Genomic DNA, 17,069 nt, shown 5'->3' on the forward strand with positions numbered 1-17,069 from the left:
CAACCTTTTTAATTGGCCGGATATACTTCCCTTCCCTCTTTTGGGTCTGCAAATTTAATGGCTTTTTCATTCTTAAAAAACATTTATTTTAAAATATTTCTTAAGCCCTGTAAACCAAAAACTTGCACAGCTAAACACCTCAAAACACCCCGGTAAACCGGCCCTGTCCGTCCAACAGGATGACAAAGGTAAGAAAGGTTTTCTCTGTGGCAAGAAGCAAGACATTTAAGTTACAAAAATTAACCAAAAACACCTGTAAACCAGCAAGAAAAATTTCACAAATACAATTAAACCAAAAAAAAGCCCCTTTAAATCAGAATCATTCAAAGGGGCCATCTTATTATTAATAATATTTCACTATTATTTCATAATGGTCTGTTCACGGTCCGGACCAACCGAAACCATTTTAATAGGCACATTAAGTTCAGCTTCTAACAAGGCTACATAGTCTTTCAACTCTTGCGGGAAACCTTCATAAGAAGTCACGTCACTCAAATCCTTATTCCAACCTTTGCAGACTTTATATACAGGTTCAACTTTCACATCATTGATTTCAAATGGCAGCTGATCAATCACTGTTCCATCTTCCAACTTATAATGAGTACAAACCTTGATCTCTTCGAATATATTCAAAACATCCGCCTTCATCATGAACAATTGAGTTACACCATTGATCATAATAGAATATTTCAAAGCAGGTAAATCTATCCACCCACATCTTCTAGGTCGTCCTGTGGTAGAACCAAATTCATTACCTTCTTTTCTCATACGGTCACCATCTTCATCAAATAGTTCAGTAGGGAATGGACCGCTACCAACACGGGTACAGTAGGCTTTGAATATTCCAAAAACTTCACCAATTCGAGAAGGAGAAACACCCAGACCTGTACAAGCTCCAGCCGTCATAGTACTACTGCTGGTGACAAATGGATAGCTACCAAAATCAATATCCAATAAAGACCCTTGGGCTCCTTCAGCCAAAACTTGCTTACCTGAAGAAAGCTCTGTATTCACTTCATATTCGCTATTGATTAGATTAAGCGTTCTGAAGAATTCAATCGCCTCAAAGAAAGCAGCCTCCAATTGTGGTAATTCTGAAATATCATAGTTATAGAAGCCTAAAGTATTCTTATGCTTTTCAACAAGCGCATTATATTTATCCTGAAAGTCTGGACTAAGAATATCCCCCACCCTCAATGCAACTCTTCCTATTTTATCTTGATAAGTTGGACCAATACCTTTTAAAGTGGATCCAATTTTCTTATCTCCTTTCGATTTTTCATAAGCAGCATCTAGCAACTTATGGGTAGGTATGATAATCGTAGCTTTTTTGGAAATAAAAAGGTTTTGCTGATACGCAATATTAAACTTTTTGAGCCCTTCAATCTCTTTTCTCAATACCACAGGATCCAAAACCACCCCATTACCAATGACATTTTTAAGGTTCTCCCTGAAAATACCGCTTGGAATCTGGTGAAGGACATGTTTAATCCCATCAAATTCCAAGGTATGACCTGCATTCGGACCTCCTTGAAACCTGGCAACCATATCGTACTTAGGTGCGAGGAAGTCAACTACTTTACCTTTGCCTTCATCCCCCCACTGTAGGCCTAAAAGAACGTCCATTTTCATTTTATATATTTAATGTCTAATTTTTGTATTTGTCAAATTCCGCGTGAAGTTTGCAATAACAAAAAAAAATAGCAACTCAATGCTACTTTTTTTATATCCAAAGCTTTAAATTTTAGTAAAAACCAATCATTTTACTTTTTCCCTGGCATCTTCCAAAGATTCGTATACGGTAAATATATTATTAAGCTTGGTGATGATCAATAATTTCTTCACATGCTCTGAAGGCGAGGCCAAAAACACTTCCCCTCCGGCATTTCTCATTTTAGTAAGCATCGTTATCAACACACCAATACCGCTAGAGCTAATATACCTCACTTCTTCTAAGTCAATTATACAACTTTTAACTCCTGCCTGTAGAGCGTCAGAAATCACCTCGACCAATTTAGGTCCTGACTCATCCCCTATTAAATCTCCTTTTATTGACAGTATTAGGTTTTGACCTTCTCTTTTAGAGTTATATGTTAATTTCATACGGCTAGCTTGTTTTCACAATCCTTCTTATTGCAATTTCCGTACAAAATTAAGGAATGATGCAGAATATTAAAATTTAAAATTTCACCCACCGTGTTTTGGATATTCTGGATTCTAGGATCACAAAACTCAACCACCTTATGACACTCAGTACAAATCAAATGATCATGCTGCTTATAACCATATGATTTCTCATATTGGGCTAAGTTTTGACCAAATTGATGCTTGGTAACCAAATCACATTCCACCAGCAAATCCAAGGTATTATACACAGTAGCCCTACTGACCCTGTAATTCTTGTTTTTCATACTGATATAAAGTGATTCTACATCAAAATGCCCGTCTCTCCCATAAATCTCCTCCAAAATCGCGTAACGCTCGGGAGTTTTCCTTAGCTTTTTGTTCTCAAGGTAGGCGGTAAATATTTTCTTTACTTCTTCAAATAGCGTTTCATTCAATGCCATTTTCTCGTGTTTTATTTTTACAAATATACACTTCTTATTTAGAAAAGATTCAAATAAGACCTGACTTATTAATCAAATCGGGTAACTTTAATCACACCAGGAACTTGGGACAGATTTGTAATCAGGTTTTCGAGATGATTGGTACTATGTACATACAGTTTAATGGAGCCCTCAAAAAGTCCACTTTCAGAGTCTACTGTTATTGACCTCATATTTACCTTAAGCTCATCAGAAATCACCCTGGTCAAATCATTAATCAAACCTACCCTATCTGTTCCCACTATTTTTAAACCAGCAAGAAAGGCAATCTCCTGCTGACTGGTCCATCGTGCCTTTATCACCCTATTGCCGTGATTGGACAATAATTCCAAAGCATTTGGACAGCTGGTCCTATGGATCTTTATCCCTTCATTCACTGTCACAAAACCAAAAACATCATCTCCAGGAATTGGATTGCAGCATTTGGCCAAAATATAATCCACCACATCCATATCCTCACCTATTAACAACTGATCATGATCCGGCCCCTTAAGGTTTTTGATTTCTTTTGTAAAGGTCGACTCATCCACCACATTTTGTAACGGGCTTTTGACTTTTTTCTTTTTCGTCTGCTTAAAATCCTTGAAACTTTTAATAGACGTAGGGTCAATAATCCCTTTCCCTACCTTAAAGTAAAACTCATTTGCAGTTTTCGTTTCAAAAAATGCCCTAAGCTGCTCTACCACTACCGAGGTGAAATCCATCTTCATCTGACGAAGCTTGCGCTGCACAATCTCCTTCCCATCCATAATAAGGGACTTCTTCTCTTCCTTCAGGGCGTCCTTAATTTTGGCTTTGGCCCTTGTAGTAATAACAGACCTCAACCAATCTTCAGAAGGCTTTTGTTTATTAGAAGTAAGGATTTCAACCTGGTCACCATTTTTTAATTTATGATTGATAGGCACTAAGCGCTGGTTAATTTTCGCGCCAATACATTTAGCCCCTACCTCCGAATGTATCTCAAAGGCAAAATCCAAAGCTGTAGCTCCAAAAGGCAATACTTTCAAGTCTCCTTTTGGGGTAAAAACAAACACCTCATCTTGAAAAAGGTTACCTCGAAAATCGTCCATAAACTCTATCGCCGATCCATCATTGGATTCCAATAGCGTCCTTACCTGTGTAATCCAGTCATCCAAACCAGCACCCCCTTTGGATGAACTCACTTCCTTCTCTTTATATTTCCAATGGGCTGCATAACCTCTCTCCGCAATATCATCCATCCTTTTGGTTCTGATCTGAACTTCCACCCATTGACCTGTATTACTCATTACAGTAGTATGAAGGGACTCATAACCATTGGCCCTAGGAGTACTTATCCAATCTCTCAACCTGTCAGGGTTAGGACGGTAAAAATCTGTTACAATGGAATAAACTTGCCAACAATCTGCTTTTTCAGATTCATCATTGGAATCAATAATGATCCTGATAGCAAACAAATCATAGACTTCCTCAAAAGGAATATTCTGTTTCTTCATCTTATTGTAGATAGAATAAACAGACTTTGGCCTTCCTTTAATATTAAAATTAAAGCCCTGCGTTTCAAGTTCTCGTTCCACTGGAGCAACAAAGCTCTTGATGAATTTATTCCTAGAAAGCCTGGTCTCTTTGATCTTTCCTACAATAAACTGATAGGTCTCTGTATCTGTATATTTTAGGTATAAATCCTCAAGCTCTGATTTGATGCTGTAAAGCCCTAAGCGATGGGCCAATGGAGCATATAGATACATGGTCTCCGAGGCTATCTTCAACTGCTTATGCCTAGGCATGCTTTGCAGGGTTCTCATATTGTTTAACCTATCTGCCAGCTTGATCAAAATCACCCTCACATCATCAGAAAGAGTCAAGAGCATTTTCCGGAAATTCTCTGCTTGCTGAGAACTTCCATACTCGAAAACACCAGAAATTTTTGTAAGTCCATCAATGATTTTGGTGACTCTGGGCCCAAACTCTCTTTCAATATCCTCTAGTTCCCATTCAGTATCTTCTACCACATCATGGAGTAATGCTGCCACAATACTGGTTGTACCCAAACCGATCTCTTCAACACAAACTAAGGCAACCTCTAGTGGATGATATATATAGGGTTCTCCAGATTTCCGCCGCATCTCTTTATGGGCTTCACTGGAAACATTAAAAGCCTTCTTAATAATTTTAGCATCTCCACTTTTCAATAAAGGCTTGGCCAACCTTAGTAGCTTTCTGTATCTCTTAAGTATTTCTTTTCTTTCGACCTCTGGATCTATGTTAATCATATTCTTATAATCGTAGTTTTAGCTGATCTGCAGCTATCAGGTTACCAACTCACCAAATTACACACTAATTTCAGTCTTTTTTCTCCAAAAGCCCAGAAGGCAAAGAAAGATTCTCGGGGGCATTTTTAGCTCAAAAATTCTTCTCATTGATTTTCAACTACTTAATATTTTACCTTGAAATTTATTTAACTTTTTTTCGACCTAACTATTGCAAGTTAGAATTTCATTATTACCTTTGCATCCACATTAGAGAAGCAAATGTAAGCAAAACCAAAAGGGTAGCACTTACATTGACTAAACAAGCGGATGTGGCGAAATTGGTAGACGCACTAGACTTAGGATCTAGCGCCGCGAGGCATGGGGGTTCGAGTCCCTCCATCCGCACTAATCAACCAGCCCTCAATCACGAACCACCAACCCAACCCCGATTCGTCGGATAGGAGAATGGCGTCGAGGTTGAGGGTTTTTAGTTTATAGCAAAATTTAATCAATTACAGCCTTGGAAATCAAACTAGACAAGCAATCTACTAATCAAGCTTCTATTAAAATTAGTTTAAATGAAGCAGATTATCAACCTAAAGTTGATGCCAAACTAAAAGACTATGCCAAGAAAGCCAATATCAAAGGTTTTCGCCCTGGTAAAGCTCCTATTGGTATGGTTAAAAAACTATACGGAACGTCTGCTTTGGTTGAAGAAATCAATGAGATACTTTCTTCATCTTTGAATAACTACATCAAAGAACAAAGCTTCAAAATTCTAGGCGAACCACTTCCAGTTGTTGAAGACGCAGATGCTATCGACTGGAACAAGCAAACTGAATTCGATTTTGAATACAAAATAGGATTTGTAGAGAATGTTGAGGTTGCTTTAGATAAATCTATCAAAGCCACAGATTATAAGCTAAAGGTTGACAAAAAGGCTGTCGATGATGCTATCGAAAACTTAAGACGTCAGTATGGTAAAATGACCAACCCTGAAGTAAGTCAGGAAAATGACTTCCTTTATGGAGACCTTAAGTCTGCCGATGGTTCTTTCGAGCAAACACTATCCCTACCGCTTTCTAAAATAGACGGAAGATCTGTGAAGAAATTCATCGGAGTGGAAAAAGGCGCTGTGATTGAATTCGATCCATCTAAAGCTATTAAATCTGATCTTGCTGAAGTATTGAACGTAAGCGAAGAAGAAGCTGCCAACATTGCTGGCACCTATACTTTCACTGTTCAAAACATCAACAGAACTGAAGATGCTGCTTTGGACCAAGAATTCTTCGACAAGGTTTTCGGCCCTGACCAAGTAAAAACTGAAGAAGAATTTGTAGCCAAGGTAGAAGAAATCCTTAGCGACAACTATAACAAAGAAACAAAGGTTTTCAACGAGGAGAAAATCAAAGAACTTCTTGTAGAGAAAGCCAATATTGAACTTCCTGAAGCGTTCCTTAAAGAGTGGTTATTAAAAGCCAATGATGGAAAAGTAACAGAAGCTGATGTGGAAAAAGAATTTCCTATCTATGCTAAACAATTAACCTGGTCGCTAATCTCTAACAAAATTGCTGAAGAGAATGAAATCAAGGCCGAGCACGAAGATGTAATTGCCAAGACCCAAGACATGGTTCGTGAGCAATTAGCTGCTTCAGGTCTAGGAGCACAGATGGAAGACAATATGGACATGTTTGTTAACAACTACCTTCAAGGTAACGAAGGGCAGAATTACATGCAGATGTTAACAGCTGTTCAAAACGACAAAGTTCTGGATCTTGTCAAGGACAAAATCACTATTAAGGAAGAAAAGATAGATGTAGATAAGTTTAAAGAGCTAATCGAAAACTAATTCCAATAATTAATCGTTAATAAAAAGTCCTTTTCTAAGGGCTTTTTTTATTTTTGTACTAATTCATAAAAAAGACGATATGATTAACAAAGAAGAATTTAGAAAATATGCCATTCACAGCCAAGGTGTGAGCGGTACTGCTTTTGATCAATATACCCAACAAATCGAAAACATGACCAGATCGGTTATTGAAGAAAGACCTACCAATTTCCGTGAAATTGACGTGTTTTCAAGATTGATCATGGACCGCATTATTTTTCTAGGCACCCAAGTTGATGACCATATTGCTAATATTATCACTGCACAGTTACTTTTCTTGGAATCTGTAGACTCCAAAAAAGACATCTTACTATACATCAACAGTCCGGGAGGATCTGTTTATGCTGGTTTGGGCATCTATGATACTATGCAGTATATCAATCCGGATGTAGGGACTATCTGTACTGGTTTGGCCGCCTCTATGGGCGCAGTATTATTGGCCGGTGGAGCAGCTAACAAAAGAGCAGCCCTACCCCATTCAAGGGTCATGATTCACCAACCGTTGGGCGGTGCTCAAGGACAGGCTTCTGATATTGAAATCACTGCCAAACAAATCTTGATTTTGAAGCAAGAACTATATGAAATTTTAGCGCATCACTCTGGTAAAGACATTGAGCAAATTGAGAAAAACTCAGATCGTGATTACTGGATGAGAGCCCCTGAAGCCAAAGAATATGGCTTGATAGATGAAGTATTGACTAGAAAAAAATAATAATGGCTCAAGTTACTTGTTCCTTTTGTGGGAGAAATAAGAAAGATGTAGACCTGATGGTTTCAGGAATTTCAGCACATATCTGTAATTTCTGTATTGATCAGGCCTTCCAAATCTTAGGTGAGGAAGAAAAGACAAAAAAGCAGGATAAAAAACCGAAGTTTAAATTAAAAAAGCCGAAGGAACTTACCCAGTACCTTAATCAATATGTAATTGGTCAAAACGAAGCCAAGAAGGTACTTTCTGTGGCTGTTTATAATCACTACAAACGGCTGCTTCAAAAAACCAGCGATGATGAAATCAAGATAGAAAAATCAAACATCATCATGGTTGGGGATACAGGAACAGGTAAAACATATTTGGCCAAAACATTGGCTAAAATTCTTGAAGTTCCTTTCTGTATTGCTGACGCTACGGTTTTGACAGAAGCAGGCTATGTAGGCGAGGATGTAGAGAGTATCCTTACCAGATTATTACAGTCTGCCGATTATAATGTTGAAGCTGCAGAAAGGGGTATCGTGTATATTGATGAGATCGATAAGATTGCCCGTAAATCTGACAATCCATCGATTACCAGGGACGTAAGCGGTGAAGGTGTTCAACAGGCTATGCTTAAATTATTGGAAGGTACCACGGTCAATGTTCCACCTCAGGGAGGCAGGAAACACCCTGATCAAAAAATGATTGCTGTCAACACTGAAAATATTCTTTTCATTTGTGGCGGTGCTTTTGATGGCATTGCAAGACATATTGCCAATAGACTCAATACACAACCATTAGGTTTCAGTAAAAAAACTGAGCAGGAGATTATTGACAGGAATAATCTTTTACAATATGTAACAGCTCCCGATCTAAAGTCTTTTGGCCTAATCCCTGAATTGATTGGTCGTCTCCCTGTGTTAACTCACTTGGACCCTCTTGATAAGGAAACACTTAAAAGCATCCTTACTGAGCCTAAAAATGCCCTTACCAAACAATACATTAAATTGATGGAAATGGAAGGCATCAGTCTTGAATTTGAAGAGAGCGGTATTGATTACATAGTTGAAAAAGCAGTAGAATATAACCTTGGAGCAAGAGGGCTTAGGTCTATCTGTGAGGCCATAATCACTGATGCCATGTATGAACTACCTTCAGAAACTGACATCAAAGAATTGATAATAAACAGAAAATATGCGCAAGAGCAATTTGACAAATCAAAGTTCAAAAAGCTTCAAGTAGCATAATCTGCTTAAACCAATCATAAGCTATAACCTGCTGACAGTTGTTGGCAGGTTATTTTTTTATACTATCCACAATCATCTTCGCAGTTTCCTTAGAAGCACTTTTCTCTCCCAACAGCTTTCTTACCAAATTATAGCCCTCAAGGATTTCTGCTTTTCGCTGAACATTACCTAAAACAGCTCTGAGTTCTTTTAGCAAAGCATTTCTATTATACTCACTCTGGATTAATTCCCTTACCACCTCCTTATCTGCTATTAAATTCACCAAAGAGATATAAGGCACTTTAATCAATTTCTTGGCAATGGCATAGCTGATGCCCGAAGTCTTATATACCACCACCTGAGGAACTCTAAACAAGGCCGTCTCTAAGGTTGCCGTTCCTGAAGTAACTATGGCTGCATTGGCATGATAAAGCAAATCATAAGTTTGGTCAAAAATCACCTTCACTCCCATTTCCCTGGCTTTTTGATAAACCGCCTCTGGAAGATTTCTAACCCCGGCTATGATAAATTGGGCGTTTGAAAATTCCGGAATAATATCCACCATAGTCTGTATCATTTTCTCCACCTCCTGTCTCCTGCTTCCAGGCAACAAGGCTATTATAGGCTTATAGCTCAACTCATTTCTTTGATGAAAAAAATCATGTGGCTTAAACTTTGCGATCTCATCCAAGAGCGGGTTGCCCACATAATTCACATCCCAATCAAATCGCTTAAAAAATTCCGGCTCAAATGGTAATATGGAATACAAATGATCTACATACTTTTTCAACTTAAAAGCACGTTTTTGGTTCCAAGCCCACACCTTCGGTGAAATATAATAATGTACAGGGATGCCTTCTTCATGACAAAACTTGGCAATTTTCATATTGAATCCGCCATAATCTACCAAAATCACAGCGTCTGGTTGAAACTCCAGTATATCTTCCTTTACCAATTTGAGGTATTTGAGCACTTTCCTGAAGCCAAATAAAACCTCAACAAATCCCATCAATGCCACTTCATCATAATGAGCCACCAAAGAAAGATGAGCTTGTTCACTATAATCTCCACCCATCCCCCTCAAATTGGCCTGAGAGTCCAGTTCCCGGATAGTAGTAATCAAGTTGGACGCATGCAAGTCGCCGGATCTTTCACCGGAAATAATATAGTATTTCATATAAAAATTGATCAAAGAAAATCCACAAATCTAATAGGCATCACTGGTTTCAATAATAAAGGAAAATGATAACTAGCTTTTGAGCCTAATCATTTAACAAAGTAATCATAGAAAAAGAAAAAGCCCTTTTAAAAGGGCTAATTTTATTCTCCGTAGTATTCCACAAAATTCCGTGGTGTTTCGTACAGTTTCAGTTTATACAATCCACCATGTGGCGTAATCTTGTCTATTGCAGGTTCCAAAATTTTCCAGAACTCCATCACCAAATTTTCACAACTGGCCATTTTTCCTGACATAAAATCAACATCCACATTGAGATTTTTGTGATCTACCTTTTCTATCACTAAAGTTCTAATTAAAGTACTCAGGGCCTTTAAGTCCACCACAAAGCCCGTTTCTTCGTCAGGCAGTCCTTTAACTGTCACTATTAAATCAAAATTATGTCCATGCCAATTAGCATTGGCACATGGTCCAAATACTTCAATATTCTTCTCCTCAGTCCATTTGGGATTCCATAATTTATGAGCTGCATTGAAGTGTTCTTTTCTAGAGACTTGTATCATGACTGGTATTACGATTTGAGACTGCAAAGATAAAAAAAAAGTAACACCCTGATATCATGAACTTGGTAATCCATTTAAAGACTTAACTTATTTCATTCATTTTGACCAAAAATTGGATAAGATGATCCTCTCTATTAAGGTTTAGCTTATTTTCTTTTAAATACTGCTTCCCTATACTTTGATCATTTGAATCTAAACTTTTCACCAAACTTCTACTATTCAGTCTTACTGACTGTGCTTTACCACTAGAATTAATCAAATAGTAAGATTCTGATGGAATAAACCTTTTGCCAGGGCTTGGTGAGTAAGAATTCTTTGGAGGTGTTTCCAACTTATTCTCAAAAACCCTCACCAAAGTATAATTTGATCCTTCTATCAGCACGTTAATAAAATCACTTTCAGTAATCCCTGAAATCTGACCAAATCCCTTTCTAAAAACCATTTTCACCATAGCTCCTTCTTGATCTCTAAGATTATCCTGTGGACGGTTCAAAACAAATGAATAAATCTGTTCTTTATCCAAGACAATCTGATTTCCATTATCGGTTACAGCTAAAATTTCCTTTTCGTAAACATTGATTTTAGTCGGTACATTTTCTTTGGTCCAGCCCTTCTCCATGGTATAACTTGCATTTGACCAATCATCAAATAGAAATGGACTTCCCTGAATTCCATCATAAGATGAAAGTCTCAAGGGAACACCGTTCATCTCGACATTGGCTATTTGACCAAAACTATTAAAGCTAATGAAACCGAGTATTAATATTAACCTCAATGAAATCTTCATGACTATTTCTTTATCACTTTGCTTCTAAGCACCAAATCCCCCATTTTGATCGTAAATAAATAAACTCCAGAGGGCTGCGACAAATGATACTCATAAAGCTCATCTTTTTGTTGTTTATAAACAGATTTTGAAGAAACTTTTCTGCCACCAATGGAATAAACTGCCAATTCGAGTTCTCCTTGATAATCGTTATTAATCCTTAAATTAACTTTCCCTGTTGTTGGATTAGGACCAATGAATATACCAAAATTGCCCAGAGAGGGCTGTTCATCCTCTAAAGCAGTAACCAATACTGGTTCAGAAAGCCTATTACAAGTTTCGTCAAAAATTGCGACCTGATACATACCATCATTATCAGCTGAATAAGATCGGTTGGTTGCCCCAGGAATTTTCACTCCGTCATAATACCACTGATAAGCAGTAGCCAAAGTCTGACTTGTCATCATATTTCCGTTTACCACAATGACTGGGATCTTCAAATCATTATTAATAATGGTAAGCGTGCTTGAAAATGACTCACTAAAACCATTATCTCCAATGGTCAAATCCACCTCATATTCACCTGTCTCTGTGAAAGTAAAAGTTGGGTTTTCCAAATCCGATTCACCCACATTTCCAAAACTCCAAGAGTAGGAACTGATACTTCCTTCGCTGAGATTTGTAAATTCAGTTGAGCCACCAACGCAATTAAATGCTGAGGTGAAATTGGCAAACAGTACATCTTCACAATTTTGGGCCAACCAATTTGCGGCATTATTCACATCAGCTCCTAAGCCTAAATTGATGATGGCATCACCAGAAAGGTCGACTCCATTAATGTTCAAATACTCAAAACAGTACTTCTTGTAAACATCGTGCACAAAGACTCCTTTTTGTGAAGCAAATATGCTTGCCTCATTATTACTGCTAGATTCTACGGTGAAATTTTCAAGCAAATCAAATTGCTTGTTTGGAGATAAATCAAGAAGAGCACCCTGCCCTAGGATCAAGTTGTTGGCTGTAAGGCCTGTAACATTTCCCAAAATCAAACTTCCATCATGAATATTTATATCATTGATTGAATTAGAACTACCATTATAAACCAAATCTCCAGATTGAATTTCGAGAGAATTAATATTGCCATTATTGTTTGTTAATGATCCATTTTGACCTTCAAAAACAAAATCACCTTCAAAAGTAAAACTGGCATTATTCGCAATACTTATGGTTTCATGAAATTCCAATACATCTATACTTCCTTTTAAAACAGCATCTTGCTCTAAAAACAAGCTGTTCAATTCCAAATTTTCGGACTCTACCAAAAGTTCTCCGCCCACAATCTCCAATCTATCCAATAGCTCCGCATTCGTTAGATTCCATTTACCCGAAGTGATTCTTATAACCAAGTCATCAAAAACAACACTGGCAAATTCCATGAACTTATCTTGTTCGTCAGCGGTATTAAAAATCACTTCACCATTGCTAATCGTTGTCAGCTGATTACTTACCCTAAAGCCTCCTCCAACAGTCAAGTTGAAGGTATTCATGTCCAATGCAACTACACCCTCACCAAATATATTTACGCTAAAGACTGATGAGTTTTCTGATAGATTTACCTGAGCTGTCTGAGCTGATGATAGTTCAAAAAGAACCCTTGAATTCGCATCAGGAATTTTGTTTGCCGGGGCTCCCCCTTGAGTTTCTGACCAATTTGAAGCATCGCTCCAGCCCCCTGTTTCTCCTCCAATCCAATACAAAGTCTCATCAGCACCATCAATGGTTCCAGCCTTTAACACCAAAGAGAACTCTTGAGCATCATTGGCCAGTTCGCCTTTGTGGCTAATTCTTACTGTATACTTTTTGGGAGTCGGTGAGGTAATGATCACCTGTTCAACGTTGTCCCTAAAATTATCAGCAGTATTTATGGCTTTACTATTGGCTCCTTTGCTTGGATCCAGCGTCCAAGGAAAATATTCCTGGCCAGACTCATCTATAATTCGCATATCCAAGTCATTCACCAAGTTCAAGTTTGTTGGGTTCAAAACAGTAGGACTTGGACTTCCTGATGGATCGGTCCACGCAATAGTGGCTTTTATTGGGGTAATCCCATCTGACACAATCTCATATTCAAAAACTTCCCCTTCTTCCAATATAAGTTCTCGAATCAAGTCTGAAGATCCATTTTCATTAATGATCATTTCTGCCGCAGCCTTAGCATTCAAAATACCCCAACCATAAACATAATCAGGCCCCTCATAAAGTCCTCCATCAAGTGCTGTATTAATGGCCAAAGCTTTTAGTGTTGCTGCCCGCATATACTCCCCACTATTTCTTTGGGCATATAATTGCTGCAATAATAACAGTGAACCGGCAACATTGGGTGAAGCCATGGAAGTGCCATTCAAAGTAGTGTATGCATCACTTCCAGTATCTGAAATTGCTGTACTAAAAACACCTACACCTACACCTACCAAATCAGGTTTGATCCTCCCATCATCAGTTGGTCCCCAACTTGAAAAATCGCTTATCGCCAAGGAAGATCTATCATTATATTCTTCAAAGGGAGAAACAGCCCCTACGGTAATTACATTTTTTGCTACCCCTTCTGGACCTATGGTATCATCTGGACCATCAGGGTCCCTGCTACCATCACCTCTATCTGTCCTATCATTTCCTGCCGCCCAGACCATGGTATAATAGGGTTTTGAAAAAGCTAAATCATCCAAGGATTTACTTTTTGTGGTATATAAACCAAACCTGTAGTCCTTATTAGGATCAACAGAAGGGTTTCCTGCCCATTTCCAAGTTCCACTTTGATCTCGATACCAGCCCAAAACAATCCCGTAGGAATGGTTTGAAACCAAATGTCCATCTGGCTTTGTCTCACCATCATAAGCATTGGTACCCATTTTAGAAATATCCCCCTCCCAGTTAAAGGCCCAACCATTTGATTCGTAAGCCATACCTTTTGCGTTGGGATTCAAGCCTCGAGCCAAAAGTGTTCCAGTCACGTGTGTAGCGTGATTACTGATCACCTCACTTGACCCATCGACTTGCCTTACTCTACCACCGAATTCAGCATGATCAGCTTTAGGCCTGGTTTGGTCGTAAACACCTATCATTAGCCCCTTACCTGTTAAGCTTAATCCCAGTTCACCTTCGGGCTGAAGGGCATCTGTTTGGGTGGTTTCTGCAGCCCTAACATTATACGTAATATAATAAACGGGAGCCCCCTTTTCATCAAAATATCGTAGTTCTCCTATTTTCCCTTCTTCCAAAAACAGCTTCACAGGAACTCCTTTTGAAGCCGCCATTACCTTAAGAGCATCATTGCCCATTAGGTATTGCTTATAATTAGAATTGAAGTTCTCCTGAATCTCCTTTCTCACGCGCTCAATTTTTTGGGGACTATCAGAAGAGCCCTGTCCCCACACACTGGTGAGGACAAAAATCAAAAAGCCACTTATCAGTATTAATTTTCTCATATATAATCCACTTATGCCCAGTAGTTAACTTTACCAAGTTATAAAAAGTTTGGAATAAAAAAGGGAGACCTAACATCTCCCTTTAAAAAATCACTAACTAAAATTATTCTTTTGTAAGTACTACAGTACCTCCATCACCATAGGTATTTGACCATACGATCCGAATAGTTTTGCTATCAGGATCCGAGACACCATTGATTGTAAATGGATCACTGTATTGATCTGCATTGCTCGCATCACCTGTAATCACATTACAATTATCACTTATCCTACCTTTGGGTGCAGTATCATTATAACCATTTGGATATAATCCAAAGGTCATATCACTTAATTGATAAACACCAGTTCCTATTTTAGAAATATCAATTGTATTTCCAAAAGAATAGTTATTTAAGGTTTGGTTTGCTCCACCATTACTATCTCCATAAATCAGTGTTTCCCAAAACACCGAATAAGTCCCCTCCAATTTAGAAGCGCAAACCATTCTCATTTTATAGGTCAACTCTCCATAATTAGCACTTATTTTTGCACCACTGGCATCTGTAATTTTCAATACCAAATCTGGGGTTTCATCCAGTCCAATATTACCAATCAATACTTCCACCATTAATGTCCCCGATACCTCGCCGGCTGGGATGGTCACGGTATTGGAAGGCAAATTGTAATGGACACTTTGAATAGCCGTAGAACTAGGGTCCACTGCTACTTCTATAGTAAGATCACTAGTAGCAGGCGCTCCCACCAAATTGACTTGGATCATGCCCATATCAGTCTGAGTGTCATTACCATCTTCCTTCTCAAAGTTCTCTGTATAACCATTAGGTAGGTTAGCTGCATTAAACTCAATTTCTGAACCATTCCATGTAGTCTCTAAACCTGGATCATCGAAACAGGATGTTGCCACAAAGGATACTAGAGCTACTAATAAGTATATATATTTTGATTTATGCTGTCTCATCATTTCTCCTTTGTTTAGTTATACTGTGGATTATTTTCCAACAATTCATTCAGAATGATTTCATCCTGAGGAATAGGGGATAAAATTCTATAATCGGTATAAGGAACAGGTTCGAAACTTCCAGATTTGGTAATTGTCATACCATTTCTTTTCAAATCAAACCATCTATGCCCTTCAGTTGCAAATTCCACTCTATTTTCATGCATGATAAGCTCCATCAAAGCCGTTCCGCTGGCTGCGGTATTGCCCAACCCTCTTTTGCTTCTCAATGCATTAAGATCTGCTCTGGCACCAACTTCATTGGAAGTTTTATATCTAGCTTCGGCCCGGATCAAATACAATTCAGAGGCCCGCATAATTGGAAGGTTTTCAAGAAAATCCCCCTTATGTCCTAACCACTTGTTGGATCGGTAAAAGGTGCCTGCAGTACCCTCTCTCACTGTAGCTGCCCAAGTGTCCAACCGGACATCTCCTGCTTCATAGGAAGCAAGCAAATCATCAGACACAGTCAGAATAAACTGAGCACCCGTGTATACATTGGAGAGAAGTGAACACATTGAATTATTCAAGCCATCAGTACTCAACCAATCCTGAGATCGAATTTCAACTTCAAATAAAGATTCAGGATTAGGTGCAGTAGAAAAGCCAGCGACATAATCTTCTGCCTCCATTAGACCACTACCATTGTTGGTCAAACCAAAACTCACCATGGCATTTGAAGCCATAGTTTCAGCCTCTGAATAATTGGCCATATAGAGATAAACCCTAGCCAATAATGCTTGCGCTGCTCCCTTTGAAGCCCTATAGACCCCAGTAGTTCCCAAACTTGCACTCGGCAATAAATCAATGGCGTCATTCAAATCCGAAACTATCTGAGCATACACTTCATCATTAGTGGACCTGGCCCTGAAATCAGCAGATGACAAACCCAAAGTGGGCGTGGTTCTTAAAATCACACTTAAATCAAAACCATTTACTTCTTGTCCTGGCTCATAACCATAAACCCTGGCCAAATCAAAGTAATTTAGGGCCCTGATAAAATAAGCTTCCCCTTTTACTCTGTTCCTTAAATTATCATCTCCCTCGACATCATCTATCCCTGCAATAATAATATTGGCATCATTGATGGAAGCATATACTCCGGGGTTATTATCAGAAGCATCATCGATTTCTGTGAACTCCCACAAGTTTATATGCTTACGATCTGCATTTGCTTCCTCTCCAATATATCTACCCGTATTGGCTATAACTTTTAAATTGTCTGCCAATACATCAGGGGCCACAAGCATAACCTGACCGTAATAATCAAATCCCCTAGTTCTTCCATACATGGAATATGCCAGTGATTGATAGCCTTCCACATCTGCCAATGCAGTATCGGGTGTTAAGCTTTGGCGAGGCTCTGTATCCAATAAATCTGAACATGCCCCCATTGCTAAAGCTGAACCAACAAATAGTATTTTTATAATGTTTTTCAT

At 38.5% G+C, this 17,069-nt stretch carries 13 protein-coding genes and 1 tRNA gene; 4 read left to right on the top strand and 10 right to left on the bottom strand.

Features of this window, described 5'->3' with window-relative positions; all coding sequences use genetic code 11:
- Nucleotides 1-360: 360 nt before the first annotated feature.
- The 4 genes from KMW37_RS17585 to KMW37_RS17600 form a co-directional block, all read right to left on the bottom strand.
- On the bottom strand, nt 361-1,632 hold the full coding sequence (locus KMW37_RS17585; protein ID WP_215225971.1) for an adenylosuccinate synthase: 1,272 nt from the start codon (nt 1,630-1,632) through the stop codon (nt 361-363).
- Between the two features lie 126 nt (nt 1,633-1,758).
- A complete protein-coding gene (locus KMW37_RS17590; protein ID WP_215225972.1) occupies nt 1,759-2,103 on the bottom strand; it encodes an STAS domain-containing protein in 345 nt (114 codons plus the stop codon).
- Nucleotides 2,100-2,567 carry a Fur family transcriptional regulator gene (locus KMW37_RS17595; RefSeq protein WP_186758361.1) on the bottom strand — a complete coding sequence of 156 codons (468 nt, stop codon included), beginning with the start codon at nt 2,565-2,567 and terminating at the stop codon, nt 2,100-2,102. The genes KMW37_RS17590 and KMW37_RS17595 overlap by 4 nt, the downstream gene beginning before the upstream one ends.
- A gap of 68 nt (nt 2,568-2,635) precedes the next feature.
- Nucleotides 2,636-4,858: a RelA/SpoT family protein gene (locus tag KMW37_RS17600; RefSeq protein WP_215225973.1), complete on the bottom strand. Its 2,223-nt coding sequence runs from the start codon at nt 4,856-4,858 to the stop codon at nt 2,636-2,638.
- Nucleotides 4,859-5,160: 302 nt separating this feature from the next.
- Between KMW37_RS17600 and KMW37_RS17605 the strand changes: the two genes are divergently transcribed.
- The 4 genes from KMW37_RS17605 (at nt 5,161) to clpX (ending at nt 8,663) form a co-directional block, all read left to right on the top strand.
- Nucleotides 5,161-5,242, top strand: a tRNA-Leu gene (locus KMW37_RS17605).
- Between the two features lie 115 nt (nt 5,243-5,357).
- A complete protein-coding gene (tig, locus tag KMW37_RS17610; protein ID WP_215225974.1) occupies nt 5,358-6,686 on the top strand; it encodes a trigger factor in 1,329 nt (442 codons plus the stop codon).
- Between the two features lie 79 nt (nt 6,687-6,765).
- Nucleotides 6,766-7,437, top strand: a complete 672-nt coding sequence (locus KMW37_RS17615) for an ATP-dependent Clp protease proteolytic subunit (RefSeq protein ID WP_186758372.1) — start codon at nt 6,766-6,768, stop codon at nt 7,435-7,437.
- A gap of 2 nt (nt 7,438-7,439) precedes the next feature.
- Nucleotides 7,440-8,663: an ATP-dependent Clp protease ATP-binding subunit ClpX gene (gene clpX / locus KMW37_RS17620; RefSeq protein ID WP_215225975.1), complete on the top strand. Its 1,224-nt coding sequence runs from the start codon at nt 7,440-7,442 to the stop codon at nt 8,661-8,663.
- Between the two features lie 49 nt (nt 8,664-8,712).
- On the opposite strand, the gene lpxB is transcribed toward clpX, so the two are convergent.
- The 6 genes from lpxB to KMW37_RS17650 form a co-directional block, all read right to left on the bottom strand.
- Nucleotides 8,713-9,819 (bottom strand): lipid-A-disaccharide synthase, encoded by a 1,107-nt coding sequence (lpxB, locus tag KMW37_RS17625; RefSeq protein ID WP_215225976.1) that lies wholly within the window; start codon nt 9,817-9,819, stop codon nt 8,713-8,715.
- Nucleotides 9,820-9,962: 143 nt separating this feature from the next.
- On the bottom strand, nt 9,963-10,382 hold the full coding sequence (locus KMW37_RS17630; protein ID WP_215225977.1) for a 6-pyruvoyl trahydropterin synthase family protein: 420 nt from the start codon (nt 10,380-10,382) through the stop codon (nt 9,963-9,965).
- 82 nt (nt 10,383-10,464) lie between these two features.
- Entirely contained in the window at nt 10,465-11,169 is a 705-nt protein-coding gene (locus KMW37_RS17635) for a hypothetical protein (RefSeq protein ID WP_215225978.1), read from the bottom strand.
- A 2-nt stretch (nt 11,170-11,171) separates the two neighbouring features.
- Nucleotides 11,172-14,633: a S8 family serine peptidase gene (locus KMW37_RS17640; RefSeq protein ID WP_215225979.1), complete on the bottom strand. Its 3,462-nt coding sequence runs from the start codon at nt 14,631-14,633 to the stop codon at nt 11,172-11,174.
- A gap of 103 nt (nt 14,634-14,736) precedes the next feature.
- Complete coding sequence (locus KMW37_RS17645) at nt 14,737-15,594, bottom strand: DUF4843 domain-containing protein (protein ID WP_215225980.1); 858 nt, start codon at nt 15,592-15,594, stop codon at nt 14,737-14,739.
- A gap of 11 nt (nt 15,595-15,605) precedes the next feature.
- A complete protein-coding gene (locus tag KMW37_RS17650) occupies nt 15,606-17,069 on the bottom strand; it encodes a RagB/SusD family nutrient uptake outer membrane protein (RefSeq protein WP_215225981.1) in 1,464 nt (487 codons plus the stop codon).

Source organism: Echinicola shivajiensis, assembly GCF_018642165.1.
Taxonomy (GTDB): Bacteria; Bacteroidota; Bacteroidia; order Cytophagales; family Cyclobacteriaceae; genus Echinicola; species Echinicola shivajiensis.